The sequence below is a fragment of the Burkholderia sp. NRF60-BP8 genome (genome assembly GCF_001522585.2).
In the GTDB taxonomy this organism is placed as follows: domain Bacteria; phylum Pseudomonadota; class Gammaproteobacteria; order Burkholderiales; family Burkholderiaceae; genus Burkholderia.
The window spans coordinates 684,051-701,348 of record NZ_CP013372.1; the positions used below are offsets into that span (position 1 = coordinate 684,051).

The window sequence follows — 17,298 nt, forward strand, 5'->3', positions numbered from 1 at the left end:
CTCTCCGGCGGGGCGATTCACTGTGGCGCCAGCCGCGTTCAGTGCGCGTGATCCGATTGCGTTTCGGCCGCCGCGTCGACCGCGGATGCCCGTGCATCGAGCAGCGCGCGCAGCGTGACGTAGTGCGCGCCGCTCGTGTCGCGTTGCGCATCCGCGGTGCGATCGTACGGCTCGTTGTCGTGGATCGTCGCCCGCACGATCGGATAGATCTGCGTTTCCCACCGGCTGCCGTTGAACACGCCGTAGTGCCCCACGCCCGTTTGTACATGGTGCGTCTTCAGGTACGACGGCAACCCCGAACACAATTCCTGCGCGGCCACTGTCTGACCCACGGCGCAGATATCGTCCTTCTCGCCTTCGATCGTCAACAGCGCGGTGCGATGAATCGCCGCCGGTTCGACGAGCGTGTCGCCCACCGCCAGCTCGCCGCGCGCGAGCGCGTACTGCTGGAATACCTTCTCGACCGTTTCCAGATAGAACTCCGCGGTGAGGTCCGCCGTCGCGAAATATTCGTCGTAGAAGTGCCGCAACGTGTCGGCTTTCGCGGGGTCGCCTTTCGCGCGTTCGTAGTACAGATCGGCGAACGACGCCGCATGCCGGTCCGGGTTCATCGACATGAACGCGCCGACCTGCACGAAGCCCGGATACACGCACCGCTGCGCGCCGATGAAACCCGCCGGCACCACGCTGATCAGGTTGCGCGCGAACCATTCGATCGGCCGACTCGTGGCGAGCGCGTTGACCTTCGTCGGATTCACGCGGCAGTCGATCGGGCCGGCCATCAGCGTGAGGCTCGCCGGTTGCGCGGGATCGCCGCCGGCCGCCATCAGCGCGACGGCCGCCAGCGACGCGACGGTCGGCTGGCAGATCGCCAGCACGTGCGCGTCCGGGCCGATGTGGCGGATGAAGTCGATGACGTGCATGACGTATTCGTCGAAACCGAAGCGCCCGGCCGCCAGCGGAATGTCGCGCGGGTTGTGCCAGTCGGTGATGTACACGTCGTGGTCGGCCAGCATCGTGCGCACCGTGCCGCGCAGCAGCGTCGCGAAGTGCCCGGACATCGGCGCGACGATCAGCACGCGCGGCTGGCGCGCGACCGGCCGAGCCTTGCGGAAATGCAGCAGCGTCGCGAACGGCGTCGTTGTCGCCGCTTCTTCGACGATCGGCACCGTTTCGCCGTCGACGACGACCGACGCGATCCCGAACGGCGGACGCCGGTGCGAGAACGCGCAGCATTCGAGCAGTTCGCACAGCGCGTCGACCATGCGGCCCGTCGGTGTCGACGTCGCCGGCGGCCACAGCGACATCGTCGCGCGCGTGGCGGCTGCCCATGCACGCGCCGGGCGCAGGCATTCCGCAGACCATTGATAAAACGGATAGGCAAGCAGGTTCATGACCGTCGCTCGTGATGCCGCATTACAGGGATCGAGGCAAGCCGTATGCCAGCGTGACGCTGGCACGCGCGTTGCAGCGGTTCGGGAGCGCGGCGGCACGCGCGGGACGTGATGACGGAGGGGAAAGTGACGCGCTGCCTTGCCGGCCGGGCGTGCGACCCGTGCGGCGATGCCGTGCGACGTTGCGCCGGTTCGGCGAACGGACCGCACAGACGTGGTGCGGCCGGTCATGCGGTGCGCCCGCTTACGGTGCAGGGGCACGAACGACATTCAGCAGGGGGCGACATGGAATCCAACGCACGGACGACGCTGACCATCAGCAGCCGCAATTACTCGTCGTGGTCGATGCGCGGCTGGCTGCTCGCGAAGCTGAGCGGGCTCGCGTTCGAGACGATCAGCGTGCCGATCGACGCCACGTCGCGCGCGGAGCTGCTGCTGCTGTCGCCGTCGATCCTCGTGCCGTGCCTCACGCACGACGGCAATGCGGTGTGGGACACGCTCGCGATCGCCGAATACCTGAACGAGATCCGGCCGCACGCGCGGCTGCTGCCCGGCGACCGGCATGCACGCGCGCATTGCCGGTCGATCTGCGGCGAGATGCATTCCGGCTTCAGCGCATTGCGATCCGCGCTGCCGATGAACCTGCGCGGGCATTTCCCCGGCTTTCGGATCTGGTCGCGCGCGCAGCACGACATCGAGCGGATCGTGACGATCTGGCGCGAGTGCCTCGCCGAATACGGCGGCCCCTGGCTGTTCGGTGCGGAGATCGGCATCGCCGATGCGATGTACGCGCCGGTCGTCATGCGCTTCCTGACCTACGACGTGAAGCTCGAACCGGACGTCGCCGAGTACTGCATGCGCGTGCTCGCGCATCCGTTCGTCGTCGAGTGGATCGACGCGGCGAAGGCCGAGCACGAAGACATCGACGAACTCGACATGGAGTTCTGACCCAACGCGAGCGGTTGCGACGGGCTTTCAATTTCGCTACACGCGCAATGGGCGAAACGAACGATCGATGCGCCCGCGCGATCCGCAAACGTTTTACCTTGATTCCGGTTCGGAACGAGGACGAATTCCCTAAAGGATGTTGCGCTCGATGACGTAAACGAGTCACGGGGACGACTCGCGATCGCACGCTTCAGACTTGCGACGCGCAGTCCGCAACAACCAGCGCAGCAGGGGAATCGACTTGAATCGTCAGCAATCGTGGACGCGTACCGCGGCGCCCGGAGAAATCATTTACTCGGAGGGCTTCGCGGGCGAGCCCGTCATCTTCCTGATTACCGAGGGCAAGGTCGAACTCTCCACGCGCTGCGACGACAAGCGCGTGATCGTCGCGACGCTCGGCCGCGGCGAGTTCTTCGGCGAATCGGCGCTGCTCGCCGCCGAACCGCGCGCGCATACCGCGAAGGCGCTTTCGTTCTGTCAGCTCACGGTCGTGCCGGCCGGCATGCTCGATGAAGAGATCGAGCGCGTGTCCGCGCTGCTGCGCCATATCGTGCGCACGATGATTCGCCGCGTGAAGCGCAAGGACGACCAGCTTGCGACCTACACCCATGCGGATTTCATGCCGGGCGTGCTGTCGTATGCGCACGTGCTGTCACTGATGGCCGGCGCCGACGCGCGTGAAGCCGGCGACACGTGGGCGCGCCGGCCGATGCAGGCGCATGCGGCCGAGACGTCGGTGCCGCTCGCCGACGTGATCCGCAAATGCCGCGCGATCGCCGGCCATTCGCGGCCGCACGTGCTTGCGATGCTGCGGCGCATGGAGAAGCTCAACCTCGTCACGATCGAAGCCGCGCAAGCCGAGGGTGGCGGCGCGACCGACTATGCGGCGTCGTCGGATGCGCGCCAGGTCGTCACGTTCGACGCCGCACGCGTGATCGACCGCGCGCAGCAGGTCGCCGATCACGATCTCGACCTGTCGATCAACAGCGAACTCGAACTCATCGAACTCGCCGATCTCGAATCGCTGATCGGCGTCGACAAGACGCTGCTGCTCAACAAGCTGTCGAACGGCGAGATCGCCGACGAAGTGTTCGCGTTCCGCAAATCGAAGGTGCTCAACTACGTCGAACAAAAGGGCGTCGCGTACTTCTCGCGCCGCAACGCGCGCCGCGGCGGCGACGTGCGCGCGCTCGAGGATCTCGTGTGGATCGACCAGCGCACGCTGTTCGACGTGATCAGCGCGTTCGATACCTACGATCTCGCGAAGCTGATCGCGAACCTCGACGATCGCGCGGTGGCCGACAAGCTGTTTTCCGTGATGACCGAGGCACGACGCAACGAGGTGTCGTGGGTGATGCGCCGCGAACTCAAGCTCGATCCGGTCGAGATCGACGAGATCGAGCAGCGCGTGCTGGAGGCCGTTCGCGCGGCGAAGGCGCCGGTGGCGGGTGCGGCGTCCGTCGCGTCGACTTCATCGTCGGACGCTTGATACGGGAGCGCGTATGGATCTGTTGACGCTGGTCGGTGTGGTGCTGGGCGGCGCGGCGATCGTGTTCGGGTTCGCGCTGGAAGGCGGGCATTTCTCGATGCTGTTCCAGTTCGAGGCGCTCGTGATCGTGCTCGGCGGCACGCTCGGCGCGGTGATGATCCAGAACACGTGGGCGCGCTTCTTCGACGCGGTGAGGCAGTTGCGGCTCGCGTTCGTGCGCGCACGCGAGGTCGATCGCAAGAACCTGTCCGACCTGCTCGAATGGGGCGACCGCGCGAAGCTTGACGGGCTGCTCGCGTTCGAATCGATGGACGTGAGCGGGATTCATCCGTTCGCGCGACGCGGGCTCGAACTGCTGGCGAACGGCGTGTCGACCGCGGTGCTCGAGGATGCGTTGCAGCGCGAACTCGACGCGTACGAACGCAGCCGCCTCGCGGCCGTGCGCGTGTGGCAACAGGCCGGCGGCTATGCGCCGACCTTCGGCATTCTCGGCTCGGTGCTCGGGCTCGTGCAGGTGACGAGCCATATTCTCGAACCGGCGCAGCTCGGGCCGGGCATCGCGGTGGCGTTCGTTGCGACGCTGTACGGGCTCGCGTTTGCGAACCTCGTGTTCCTGCCGCTGTACGGCAAGCTGCGCGCGCAGATCGACAGCGAGATGCGATTCCGCAAGCTCTATCTCGACGGCCTGCTCGCGATCTCGCGCAAGGAGTCGCCGCATACGATCGAGACGCGATTGACCGGCGATGTGCGCGGGCGGGCGGCGGAATCGCTCGCGTGATGTTCGTGCGCTTTGTGCCTGCGTGTATCTGCACCTGTACCGTATGACGAACCCGGATTCACGACAGCATGACTGCTAGAACCGATGGCGCATCCGCTGCCGATCGCGACGATGACGAACTCGAAGGCGCGCAGTCGGGGCGCTGGCTGATCTCGTACGCGGATCTCATCACGACGCTGATGGTGCTGTTTCTCGCGCTGTATGTGCTGCAGCTCGCGAAATACAACGCGCTCGATGCGCGGTATCAGACGCTTGCGCGGCAGGCCGGTGGTGCTTCTCATGCTACCGATGTTGCTACGCCCGCTCATGCGCCGCCGTGGCTCGCGTTGCTCGATTCGTTGAAGTCCAATGGACGCATTTCGCTGGTGAAGGCGCCGCACGGCGTCGAGATCGGTATCGACGCGAAGATCCTGTTCAACGTCGGCGATGCACGCTTGCTGCCCGATTCGTCGCCGGTGCTGAACCAGATTGCGCAGGCACTGAGCGCGCATGCGACGGGCGATATTCTCGTCGAAGGTCACACGGACAGCGTGCCGATCGCGAACGCGAAGTACGAATCGAACTGGGAGCTTTCGTCGGCGCGCGCGGGGAGTGTGGTGCGCTATCTGACCGAGCGCGGTGTTGCGCCGCATCGGCTGGCGGCGATCGGGCGGGCGGATACGCAACCGCTTGTTGCAGGGGATGATGCGGCTTCGAGGGTGCGAAACCGGCGGGTGACGATCTTCGTTGCGTACTAGTCAGCGCGTTGTATTTGCGTTGCCTTCGCATATATAGGCGGCCGCATATGCCTGCCCGTCAACGACATAACGAATCTCGAATGATCGCTATCTGAAATCAGCGATGCGCTTCTGCGCCCGCTTGCCGATAACCCAATCTGGCTCAGACCGAGCGGTTATCGAGGGTTCCCCATGCATTTCTGGCGCAAGCTTTCCATTCAGAACAAGCTGATTCTCAGCATGACGAGTTGCCTGCTCGTGTTCGTCGCGATCTCGAGCGGGCTCAGCGTCCGCCTGATCGGCAATGCGGTGCGCGATCGCGTCGTCCGCGAAGAGCTGCCGACCGCCGTCAACGGCATTCGCGCCGACGTGCAGCGCCAGATGGCCGGCCCGATCGCTGCGTCGCGCATTCTGGCGCGCGATGCGTTCCTGCTGCAATGGGAAGCCGACGGCGAACCCGATGCCGGCACGCGCAACTGGATTCAGCTCGCGAAGAACGTGAAGGACGAGCAGAAAGCCGCGTCCGTGCAGTGGGTGTCGGTGAAGAGCGGCAACTACTACAACGAAGCCGGCCTGCAGCGGAAGGTGACCGACAAGGATCAGTGGCTGACCAGCTTCCTGTCGTCGGGCAAGGCGTACGACGTGAACATGGACCGCGAGGTGACCGTCGGCGGCTACATGATGTTCATCAACAGCCGCGTGGAGCTCGACGGCGTGCCGATCGGCGCGGCGTGCATGAGCCTGTCCGTCGATGCGCTCGCGAAGGGCATCTCGGCTTACCGGATCGGCGAGACCGGGTTCGCGTACCTCGTTCGGCCCGACGGCGCGATCATGATGCATCGCGATACGTCGCTGATCGACGGCAAGCATTTCCTCAAAGATGAGCCGGGGCTGCCGGGCGATGCGTCGTCGACGCTGCTCACTGGGAAGCCGTATGCGTACCTCAGCTACGAGGGCGGCGGCGGCGCGCGCTTCATCGCGACGTCGTTCATTCCAGAGCTGAATGCGTATGTGGTCGTCCAGGTGCCGCAGGCCGAACTGCTCGGGCCGGTGGCGCGTGCGATCCGAAGTGCTGCGCTGGTCGCGGCGGTGGTGGGCCTCGGGGTCGCGCTGCTCGTGATCTGGCTCGTGGGGCGCGCGATTGCTGCGCCGATCAGGCGTGCGGCTACGCTGCTGTCGGAGATCGCCAGCGGACAGGGCGATTTGACGCGCCGGATGACGGTCGAGAGCGAGGACGAGATCGGACAGTTGTCGGACGCGTTCAACCGATTCGTGTCGTCGCTGTCGACGCTCGTTCATCGGATTCGGGCGGCTTCGGCTTCGATCGCGACCGGGTCGGCGCAGATTGCTTCGGGGAATGCGGATCTCAGCGAGCGCACCGAAGGACAGTCGAGCAATCTGGAGCGGACGGCTTCGTCGATGGAAGAGATCACGGCCGTGGTGCGCAACAACACCGAAACGGCGACGACAGCCGCGAAGATGATCAACGGCGCGGCGGATACGGCGGCGCGCGGCGGGCAGGTGGTGGGTGAGGTCGTGACGACGATGGAGCAGATCAGTGATGCATCGCAGCGGATCTCAGAGATCATCGTGATGATCGACAGTATCTCGTTTCAGACGAATATTCTGGCGTTGAATGCTGCTGTGGAGGCCGCGCGGGCGGGGGAGCAGGGGCGTGGGTTTGCTGTGGTGGCTTCGGAGGTGCGGAATCTGGCGCAGCGCAGTGCGCAGGCGGCGAAGGAGATTAAATCGCTGATCGAGCATAGCGCGGGGACGGTGGGTGCTGGGTCGCGGCTCGTTAGTGAGGCGGGGAAGGTGATGAGTGATGTTGTTGCGCAGGTTCAAGGCGTTAGCGCGATGATGAGCGAGATCGCCGAGGCTAGCCTGGAGCAGAGTGCCGGGATCGACCAGATCGGGGATGCGGTGCAGTCGCTCGATCAGATGACGCAGCAGAATGCTGCGTTGGTTGAGGAAAGTGCGGCAGCGGCGGAGAGTTTGAGGCAGCAGGCGGCGGAATTGACCAGGTTGGTTTCGGCTTTTAAGGTGGATGAATAAAATCTGATTCGCGTTTTAGATTCGGGCGTTTTTGTGGAGAGGCTGCCGTCGATTCATAGTAGCCATTTCTGCATTAGGGCCTAGGTTGGGGGATGTCATAGAAGAATGAAAAGCATTTCGAGAGTGAAAGTTTATGTGGGTGCGGTTGTGCTCGCGTTGGTTACTGCAGTTAGGACAAAGGTGATTACTTCATCTATTAATACTTATCTCGCCGATCAAAAAACTGCATAGGCAGCGAGTCCGGCTTCCATCGAAGATCAGTCAGAATTAGACAAGAAATACACCGCCGTGTTGAGTGTGAAGCTGGTAAAGCTTATCGGGACGGTCAGGCGGAAGGGGTTTCTGGGAAGGTGGCGAGTAACGTGCGGGGCGCTATCGCCGATGACGGGATGACGCTCAGGCTGGATGGACTGTCCTTCAAGTCGGATGACGGGAAGGAGAATCTTTTGGTGACGACAGTGCCCTTTTTGAAGACCTGGTCGAAGACGGCGGATGCGGGGCTTAAGTGGACGGATGATGTTGCCGTTATCTTTGATAACGAGATTTTTATACAGATGTATTTGTGGGGGGCGTGGATTGCGGTGTGGGTGGGGCGGGTGGCTGAGGAACAGCGGCATGAGTGTTTGGGGAAATACTTGGCCCCATCGAAGAACTATTCGCGGCTTGTATCGGAGATGCAGGCGAGAGTGGATGAAGTCGTCTAATATGGTGCAGTCCGGCCGTCAACTTGCAGCTGCCAATGCTCCTGCTGCTGCTCCTGCTCCTATATTGGGAGGGGGTACCGATGCATGGACCTTGCTAAGTGCCTTACGAAAACTTCTGCGTGCGGACAGCTTCAAGTTGCTCGCTGACGGCCAGATTCCCCGCGTTCGAACTGTTTCCGCGTGCTAGTAGGCCAATTGTCCGCGCGCAGATGGACTGCCTATGGCTATAGACTGGCTTGGGGACCTCTCCGAGTAGCGCGGGCAGCGGTGAGATATCCCTGAGAAGCTAAACCGGGACAGACTTGACGGCCTCCGTTTGTCGGGAGAGGATGATAGATGATAAGAGGAGGTGGACATTGACTAGCGCCCTAGAGAAATTATATGAAACATTCGAAAATGGTCTTCCTGTCGTTCTATTTCTTGGTCAGGATTTCTTTCGAGTCGAACAGTCGGAGTCGGTTTTAAATGGCTTAGTGGAGCGGATCGAAGGTAAATCGACTAGGTCCGGGGTAAGGTGGCAAGACGTTCTTCGAACACGAGGTATCACGACGGCTGATTATCAGTGGCTTAGCGAAAGATTCGACCGGCGAGTGCCTACGGAAGGTATCGAGAAAGTCTTTGATTTGGCGTGGAGCGGTGTTTTCACAACATCATTGGACCATCGAATTGCGAATTTTCTTGAAACGCGAGGGCGTCTTCCCGAAACTGTGTTGGCATCAGATCATTACTCGCGAGCGCCGCGAAGCAAAGCACGTCCTGCAATCCACTATCTTTTTGGGCGGGCGATCGATAGCGAGGACTCTTCACCACCTAGGTCCCAAATAGAACTTAAGCGGAGATTGTCGACGCATAGCATCCCCTTATTGAATAGGCTGCGCGAAACTGCTACGGCTCTTGGCCTTGTCGTGATCGACGGTTTTGTCCCGGGAAGTGATTGGTTAAATATTGATGATCTGCTTGCCTCGGTTTCCGAGCAGCCGGCTCCGCTAGTTCTATGGTTTGGCGCAACACAAACGGACTCCGAATTCGTAGAGCACATGGTCGGCGAGGGGACCCTCATCTGCGAACCGCGTGGTTTGGCAGAAGTACTTGGCACATCGGCTAGGTCCGCAGCGGACGCGGCGCCTGTCTTTAGTAGTGTAGAGGGAACCATCAGTCTCCCGGATAACCGTTTTTTTAATTTGCTGCCGTCTCTACGGCTGCGAGTAGAGGCGGTGGCAGCTGTTGTGGACGACAATTGGACGGATACTCCCGACAGTTCGCTAAGCCAGGTAAAGGAACTATTTAAGCGTTTCCACGGAGACTTTGGAGGCCCCCGATCAACTATCGAAGGTGTCCTCCGAGGTTTCGCCATTCAACGGGATTTCGAGAGTCGCTTGTTCTCGGCGACAGACCTGCTTCTTAAGAGAAGTCGCGATGTGGACAGCTTTGTGATACTCCACGGTCAATCCGGAACCGGAAAGAGTATCGCGCTTGCGCGCTTGGCGGTGAAGCTTAGGACTCGACTGAAGGTGCCGGTACTGTTTTCATGGGGAAGAGTGCCACTAGCGTCAGAGCTAGATGACTTCTGCGAGGCGGCCGAAGAGTCGGGGGCGCCCGGGACGGTTGTAATATGTGATGGAAGTCACCCGCCAGCTCGATACGTCGATCTAACTACTGGTCTAAAAAGCAAAGGACGCAGGGTAGTTGTGGTTGGTTCCTGCTATCGAATTGAAGATAGAGACGAGAAGGATCCAAATTTCATCTACGCGCCGGAGAAGCTGTCATCAACAGAGATCGGTTTACTGAGTGATCTGCTGGTGAAGTACGGTCACGTTGGTATTGGTGAAGAAGCAGCGCAGCTATCTGGCGAATACTTCCTTCCACTCTTGTATCGGCATCTCACTGCGAGCAGAAGTCGTCTAGCTGGTGGGGTGTCCAACGAAGCTAGGGCCGCTGAAGGTACGATTCGCATCCGAGCTCGCAGTGTTCCGCCTCGAAGAACCCAGAATACTCTCCTCGCCGAGAAGCTAATTGCCGCGGGTATAAATCTACGGCCCGAACCCATTTTTGAAGATGAAGTCGACCTTGAAGAGTCTGATGCTGCAGCGCATTTGATCGACTATGTCATGGTGGCTGGTCGGCTGGACTGTGCTATTCCAGTTAATTTGCTACTGAGATCACTGCGTAAAGCAGGTGGAGATGACTTTGATGTGTCACAAATCGCTTTTCTTTTCCTGGAGTTGGATTTGTTCCGGTGGAGAGTGGGGGATCCCGAGGGTAACAGTTATCTCGTTCAGCCTCGATTGCAGCTTGAGGCTGAGCTGATTTGTCGAAAACGGGTCGCCGACAAAGAGCGCGAATTAGAATGTCTTGTCGCTCTAATTTCTGCGGCTCGCTCGAATTCCGTCGATGAAGAGGCTGAGATCCAGTTTGCGTTGGATTTGCTCCATAAGCTTCATCGTGATGGACCGAGAGGTAAGGCCTACCAATCTGGCTACCTGACAATTGCTCGAACGCTGACTGCGTTACGGGTGGAGCACCAAGTCATGGACGCTCGACTGATGCTGCAAGAGTCGGCCTTTCGCCGTGAAGCTCTTTTCGCTTCGGAACGATCGGATCAAATGGAGCCGATCTCCGATGAGCACCGCGACGTGATCCTCAACGAGGCGAGGGAGGTGGTTGAGCTTGCGTTGTCCCAGATTGCTGCCGGCAAGCTGAGGGCTGGTAAGAAAGCCCGGCAAAACTTTTCGGTCGAACGTGCCTCAATTTACGGTTTTCTGGCAGTTGGTCTGGCTAAGAGAAAAGCTAAGGAGCAGGACATTTGGTCTCACTATCAAGCTGCGCGGACGGCAGTTCAACAAGCTATTTCCGGTAGCACCGCATATCACCCGGTTGATGTTGGTCTCTGGACACCTGCTGATATCTTGCGGGAAAAGACGCTTTCCCCGGTTCACTCCGCTGAGTTGCGAGCCGACATTCAATCTACATTGGATCAAGCTTCCGGCGGAATTTTAGACAAGGAAGGGCTTCTCGCGCTTCAAACTCGCAAGATGAAGGTGGCCTCGTTGCTTGAGAATTCGGCTTTGTCGAATCAGGCATTTAATGAGTTGGAAGCTATAAATCCCCAGGTTGCCTATTTTCTGCGGGCTAGAGAATTGGCTGCTGAAGTTTTGGCTGATCAGTCGAAGGATCCAACCTCGAACGAAGTCGCTTGCGCATCTGAGGCAGTGAAGTTTTTGGAGGCACGATCAGGGGCAATCAAAAATGATGTTCGTTCCTTACAACTGCTCTTGCAGCTAAAGTGGATATGTTTGACTGGAAGGCGCTTGTTCGCGAGGGATCGATCCCGCATTCCGCAAGAGCGATCTGACCAGCAGCAGATCCACTCGATTGTGTCAAATCTCAATATCGCGGCGGGAGAAGGTGCAAGAAACAGTTATCGTTTGCTCGAGGCTGCCCTCGAGTGGTTAGTTGGCGACATTCACAGCGCGCGCGAGCAGTTTCGCAGTCTCGGCCGTGACAGCGACTTCGAGGACCCTGCGCGTGTTCTTCGTCGGCTTCTACTGGAAGCTCCGGGAGGACAGGGGTTTACAGGTAAGATTCGTCGACAGCGAAGTGAAGGGCACTGGGAGGTTCAAGTCGCTGGCTTTGGTGGCGAAATTGATCTGCTAACTAGGGACTTCTCAGGAGATGATCCGCGGCCGGGGCGCGACGTTCGCTCTTTCAACATCGCGTTCAACTATCTGGGGCCGATTGCAGACCCGGCAAGTCGCCACGGAGATAAAGCATGAGTTTTTCTCGTGCCCACGTGGCATACCTTCAGCTACGGCGCCGCCTTACAGCTTGTGTGTCTGCGGATGTTTTACCAGACGTTACAATCGAGCCACCGAAGGATACGGCGGATGAACTGGCTTTCCTGCGGTTGGTGGCTTGGTCTTATACGGTTCTTCATGAGACCGCCAAACTATCATTGGGAGTACTACGGCACTTACCCCCTCTTAGAGAGCGGTCGGGGACACTGCTACCCCACGTCCGTGCACTGCGGACTTGGACTAGCCACAACCTAGCGTTGGATAGCAAGACTGATGTCGCGACAATCCGGAGCGCAATCGCTTGGTTCCGAGCAAATTGTGGAACGGGTACACCTTCAAGTGCTGCGAATTGGGCGCAGTGTTTTGACGTACTTTTGGATGATATTTCGACTCTTTTGGAGGAAGCCGTCAAAGCTTGTGATGCTTTTGAAGATCCAGTAGACGGAAAGGGTCTGAAAGAGGAGTTCGAGCGCCGTCTTGAGCGGAGTTGGGAGGGGTTTCGGTTCGATACTTTCGTAGACGCAGCATGCAATCTGCTCGGTTACTCCGGTTTAGATGTGGTGTCTTTCCGAAATAAAAACCTTCAGGCATGGCGCGATATCGTGGCGTTTTCCGAACCAGATGCTATCGATCAAAACTTAACGAAGCGGGTGGAAGCTGATGTACTTTTGTACATGGGAGATGCGGCACCTTTGACAGGCACTGAATTCCGAACATTGTTGGCGCTTTCAACGGGCCCAGAGATTCGAGCTTGCCTTTCCGCTTTTCGTGGCAGTTCTATGACTGACCGCAAGGCGCTCATGGATCATCTATACGAGGTAACTAGAAGAGAGACGAGTTCAGCAGGAGCAGCCGAAGATGACTGACTTGTATTAACCGGAACTCGATTTGACAAGTAGTCGGGCCGTTAGAGAGGAAGTGGTGCCAATGAGGAACTAGTTTTTCCTTGGCGAGTTCTAGTGAATCGAGGAAGGTGTGCATCGGTTTTTTGCCGTCACACTATCACCGCTGATACTCGCGTTCATTGTTGCACTGTTCACCGGCTTCGACGACAAGATCGTCGCTATGTACGCACGCGGCATGAGCGTGCGGGAGATTCAGGGTTTCCTGGGGGAGATGTACGGCATCAAGGTGTGGCCGGACTTCGTCAGTACGGTGACCGATGCCGTGATCGACGAAGTGCGCGAATGGCAGCAGCGGCCGCTCGAGCCGATGTCCCCGGTCGTGTTCTTCGACGCCTTGCGAGTCAAGATCCGCGACGAAGGCGTCGTGCGCAACAAGGCGATCTACTTGGCGCTGGGCGTGCACCGCGACGGCACACGCGACGTGTTGGGCCTTTGGATCGAGCAGACCGAGGGGCCAAGTTCTGGCTGCGGGTGGTGAACGACCTTAAGCTGCGCGGCGTGCAGGATGTCCTGATCGCCGTGGTCGACGGCCTTAAGGCTTCCCGGAAGCGATTAACACGGTGTTCCCGGAAACGACGGTCCAGACCTGTATCGTCCATCTGATCCGGAACTCACTGGACTTCTCCAGCTGGAAAGGCAGGAAATCGGTCGCAGCGGCGCTCAAGGAGGTCTATCGGGCACCGTCGGCCGAAGCGGCCGCCGTGGCGCTGGAGGCGTTCGATACGAGCCCGTGGGGTACGAAATACCCTCCGATTGCCGTGCTCTGGCGCCGAGCCTAGGATCGGGTGATTCCGTTCTACGCCTTCGCGCCTGATATCCGGAAAATTGTATATACGACCAACGCAATCGAGTCGCTGCACATGCAGCTTCGGAAGATCATCAAGGCGCGCGGCCACTTCCCGTCGGACGAGGCCGCGCTCAAACTGATCTGGCTGGCGCTGCGCAACGTCGTTGCCAAGTGGACCGCTCCCGGCACGATTGGAAGAGTACGATGACGCGGTTCGCACTGCTTTACCCGGAACGATTCAACATTGGAGTCTGAATTTCAACCCGCCTCACACACGGAATTCCGGATACCTCCCGCGCGGTTGAGCGGTCCAATCTCAAACGTGACTATTCCAAATGGCTAAGGCGACTCTTCCGTATCCCTATACCCAACGGCCAATGTCCGCCAACTTCCCATTTCTGAGATGCCAGCCCGACTACACTGGTCATGAAGCCATGCTTCTCGCCATCGGAAGTTGGCCACGGCCCTCCCCGTCCCGATGGTCGAAATAAAGCCGTCTTGCCCAACAAGACCCAACGAAGAGGGAGAAAGAAGGGGAAACCCAACGCATCAAAGAAGCGCGGGCCGCATGGGCGGCAACCCATACGACCCGCTGACCACCACCAACTCGTACTAGGAGTCGGAAATGGCTGACGCCAATACTAAGCCACGTCGTAGAAAGAACAAACCCGTCAACATGCAGAAGACGTTTGAGCTGGTCCTTCGCAACTACCCGGACCTTCCCAAGCGAGGCTGGCCCTACCTGCCGTGGATGAAGGCGATCGATATCAATTTCAAGATCTTCGGATTCAAGCCGGGCGACCGCGTGTACCTGAGGGTCTGCGATGCCAACCGTACGATCACGATCACACCGGACTACGGCCAGTTGGCGCTGCGAGAGCAGCCGTACCACGATCCTGATTGGGTACCGCCGCCGCTATAACGCTTGCAAGGGCCGCTTGACGCGGCTCTAGCGAGTGGAACGCAGGCGTCTCTCGAATGCGATTGACCGCCGGGGCGACAGAGCCCCGGCCATTGCCGCGAACGCCGAGACCCACACCTGTAGCCACCGTCAACAAATGTCACGACCACAGGGCCCGTGACGCCGCACCGCGCCTGCCAAAATAGCCGCATGGCTTCAAATCAGCACCCGCTGGCCCGCCGCTTCACAACCGCTCCCCGCTGCAACACATACTCGATCCGCGCGCCTTCATCAGCCACGACCCCGATATCCGCGAGCGGATTCCCATCCAGCACGACGAGGTCCGCGATCGCCCCCGTCGCAACCACCCCAAGCTGCCCTGTCATATTCACAATCTCCGCCGCCACCGTCGTCGCCGACCTGAGCGCTTCCAGATTCCCAAGCACCTCCGCCCGAATCCGAAACTCACCGGACTGAAACGCATGCATCTCGCCGAGCAGGTCCGACCCGAACCCCATCTTCACGCCGGCCTTTGCATAGATTTCGAGCGATTCACGTCCTTTCTGCTGCACGGAAGCAACTTTCGCGATGGAGTCCGCCGGCATCCCGAACTCCGCCCCATGTTTAGCCAGCGCGTCATAAGTCACGAGCGTCGGCACCACGAACGCCCCCCGCTCATGCATCAGCATCGCAGCCGCTTCATCCACGAGATTTCCGTGCTCGATCGTCCGCACGCCGCATCTTACGGCCCGCGCAATCGCCCGCCCCGTATACGCATGCGCCATCACATAAGTATTCGCAGCCTCGGCCTCGTCGACGATCGCCCGAATCTCGTCCTCCGAATACTGCGTATTCGCAATCGGATCGGTCGGCGAAGCCACGCCACCAGAAGCCATGATCTTGATCTGCGTCGCGCCTTTTTGAATTTCTTCACGCACCGCGAGCCGCACACCTTCAATCCCGTCAACCACCCGAGCAATCGCCCCCGTCCGAAAGCAGCACGAACAAGGCTCCAGCAAATCCCCCCGAGGCCGAAAATCCCCATGTCCGCCGGTCTGCGACAGCGCCTTCCCCGACGGAAAGATCCGCGGCCCCGGAATCAGCCCCGTCTCGACCGCCTGCATCAGGCTCCAATCCGCGCCCCCCGCATCCCGCACACTGGTAAACCCACGCGACAACATCGCATCGAGAATCGGCAGCGACCGAATTGCCGCGAGAATATTCGGCTGCGTCGCATTCGCGCCCAGGTTCGCATTCGACGCCAGCACATGCACGTGGCAATCGATGAACCCCGGCATCACGGTCTTGCCGCGCACGTCGATCACCTGCGCGTTCGGCAAATCCACCGCCCGATCGGTGACTTCGACGATCCGCTCACCCTCGATCACGACATGATGATGTTCGAGCAACACGCCTCGTTCGAGGTCGAGCACGTTGCCGCCTTGAAGCACGGTAATGGTCATGGAGAAAAATCCTTATCGAGTCGTTGCGGCCGCACGCTTCGCATCCCTCACGAAGCGCGTGCCGACGAAGCTGACGGCCGCCGCGAGCATCACGTAGAACGCGGGCGCCATGTTGCTGCCGGTGCGGGCGATGAGCCACGTGATCAGGAACGGCGCGAACCCGCCGAAGATCGTCACCGCGAAGTTGTACGCAACGGATAACCCGGTCGACAGCACCTTGGTCGGAAACAGCTCCGCGAACGCCGCGAGGATCGGCCCCGTATAGGCCGCGATCAGCACGCCGAACACGGCCTGGAACACGATCAACGACGTGAACCCGGGCGCGTGGTTGATCCACGAGAACATCGGCCACGCCAGCACGAGGATCGCGAGCGCCGAGCCGGACAGGAACACGCGCCGTCCCCACGCGTCGGCGAGTCGCCCGACGATCGGCGAGCAGCACATGATCGTCAGCCCGCCGACCATGCCGGCCGTGAAGCCGGTCGATTGCGGCAGATGAAGCGTGCGCACGGAATAGGTCGGCATGTAGAACAGCAGCACGTAGGTGCAGACGGTCCACAGAATGACCATCGAGAAACTCGCGAACGTCTCGCGCGGGTAGGTGGACAGCACTTCCTTCAGCGGCGAGCTTTCCTTCGCCTGCGATTCGACGGCGCTGAACGCGGGCGTCTCGTCGATATGGCTGCGAATGAAGTAACCGACCGGCCCGACGATGATCCCGAGCAGGAACGGCAACCGCCAGCCCCAGCTATGCAGCGCCTGCGTGTCGAGCGAGGTCGTGACGAACGTGCCGGTCGCCGCACCGAGCAGCACAGCGAAGCCGATGCTCGACTGGATCCAGCTCGAGTAATACGCGCGTTTCTCCGGCGGCGCGTATTCGGTGAGGAACGCGGTGGCGCCGCCCATCTCGCCGCCGGCCGAGAAACCCTGGAGCAGCCGCGCGACGACGATCAACAGCGGCGCGGCGATGCCGGCCTGTTCGTAGGTCGGCGCGATCCCGATCAGTGCGGTGCCGGCCGCCATCAGCAGGATCGTCAGCGACAGCGCGGCCTTGCGGCCTGCCTTGTCGGCATAGACGCCGAGCACGATGCCGCCCACCGGCCGCATGAAGAAGCCCACGCCGAACGTCGCGACGGTGAGCAGCACGGACGTCAGTTCGTTGCCGGTCGGGAAGAATAGCTTCGCGATGATCACCGCGAAGAAGCTGTAGACGGTGAAGTCGAACCATTCGAGGCCGTTGCCGATCACGGTCGCGACGATGGCGCGGCGGCGCTGTTGCACCGCCGCATCGACGGCAGGCGCGGCGCGCGGAGAAAGCGTTCCTTGCATGGTCTCTTCCTTGGTCAGAAGACGGGACGGCTGCC

General features: G+C 60.3%; 12 protein-coding genes and 1 pseudogene. 10 read left to right on the forward strand and 3 right to left on the reverse strand.

The window, feature by feature from the left end:
* Positions 1 to 38 precede the first annotated feature (38 nt).
* A complete protein-coding gene (locus tag WS54_RS03165; protein WP_059784280.1) occupies positions 39 to 1,394 on the reverse strand; it encodes a polyhydroxyalkanoate depolymerase in 1,356 nt (451 codons plus the stop codon).
* Between the two features lie 285 nt (positions 1,395 to 1,679).
* Here WS54_RS03165 and WS54_RS03170 point away from each other — a divergent pair, with 285 nt between their 5' ends.
* The 10 genes and pseudogenes from WS54_RS03170 to WS54_RS03215 all read left to right on the forward strand — a co-directional run bounded on the left by WS54_RS03170 (position 1,680) and on the right by WS54_RS03215 (position 14,492).
* Positions 1,680 to 2,342: a glutathione S-transferase family protein gene (locus tag WS54_RS03170; protein WP_059784276.1), complete on the forward strand. Its 663-nt coding sequence runs from the start codon at positions 1,680 to 1,682 to the stop codon at positions 2,340 to 2,342.
* A 241-nt stretch (positions 2,343 to 2,583) separates the two neighbouring features.
* Positions 2,584 to 3,831: a cyclic nucleotide-binding domain-containing protein gene (locus WS54_RS03175; protein WP_059784274.1), complete on the forward strand. Its 1,248-nt coding sequence runs from the start codon at positions 2,584 to 2,586 to the stop codon at positions 3,829 to 3,831.
* A 13-nt stretch (positions 3,832 to 3,844) separates the two neighbouring features.
* The gene (locus WS54_RS03180; RefSeq protein ID WP_059784271.1) at positions 3,845 to 4,609 is read left to right on the forward strand and encodes a flagellar motor protein; all 765 of its coding nucleotides are present in this window, start codon (positions 3,845 to 3,847) and stop codon (positions 4,607 to 4,609) included.
* 68 nt (positions 4,610 to 4,677) lie between these two features.
* Complete coding sequence (locus WS54_RS03185) at positions 4,678 to 5,346, forward strand: OmpA/MotB family protein (protein WP_059784267.1); 669 nt, start codon at positions 4,678 to 4,680, stop codon at positions 5,344 to 5,346.
* 171 nt (positions 5,347 to 5,517) lie between these two features.
* Positions 5,518 to 7,380, forward strand: coding sequence for a methyl-accepting chemotaxis protein (locus tag WS54_RS03190; RefSeq protein ID WP_059784265.1), 1,863 nt, complete (start codon positions 5,518 to 5,520; stop codon positions 7,378 to 7,380).
* A 389-nt stretch (positions 7,381 to 7,769) separates the two neighbouring features.
* A complete protein-coding gene (locus WS54_RS03195; protein ID WP_059784264.1) occupies positions 7,770 to 8,084 on the forward strand; it encodes a hypothetical protein in 315 nt (104 codons plus the stop codon).
* Positions 8,085 to 8,440: 356 nt separating this feature from the next.
* The gene (locus WS54_RS33505) at positions 8,441 to 11,857 is read left to right on the forward strand and encodes a hypothetical protein (RefSeq protein ID WP_159086627.1); all 3,417 of its coding nucleotides are present in this window, start codon (positions 8,441 to 8,443) and stop codon (positions 11,855 to 11,857) included.
* Between the two features lie 278 nt (positions 11,858 to 12,135).
* On the forward strand, positions 12,136 to 12,744 hold the full coding sequence (locus tag WS54_RS33510; protein WP_159086628.1) for a hypothetical protein: 609 nt from the start codon (positions 12,136 to 12,138) through the stop codon (positions 12,742 to 12,744).
* A 130-nt stretch (positions 12,745 to 12,874) separates the two neighbouring features.
* Positions 12,875 to 13,825 (forward strand): annotated as a pseudogene (locus tag WS54_RS03210) (IS256 family transposase); the annotation flags it as partial.
* A 370-nt stretch (positions 13,826 to 14,195) separates the two neighbouring features.
* Complete coding sequence (locus tag WS54_RS03215; protein WP_059784257.1) at positions 14,196 to 14,492, forward strand: hypothetical protein; 297 nt, start codon at positions 14,196 to 14,198, stop codon at positions 14,490 to 14,492.
* 200 nt (positions 14,493 to 14,692) lie between these two features.
* Here WS54_RS03215 and WS54_RS03220 read toward each other — a convergent pair whose 3' ends face one another.
* Together WS54_RS03220 and WS54_RS03225 are read right to left on the reverse strand one after the other, a co-directional pair.
* Entirely contained in the window at positions 14,693 to 15,934 is a 1,242-nt protein-coding gene (locus WS54_RS03220) for a metal-dependent hydrolase family protein (protein WP_059784253.1), read from the reverse strand.
* A gap of 12 nt (positions 15,935 to 15,946) precedes the next feature.
* On the reverse strand, positions 15,947 to 17,263 hold the full coding sequence (locus WS54_RS03225) for an MFS transporter (RefSeq protein ID WP_034205342.1): 1,317 nt from the start codon (positions 17,261 to 17,263) through the stop codon (positions 15,947 to 15,949).
* Positions 17,264 to 17,298: the final 35 nt, after the last annotated feature.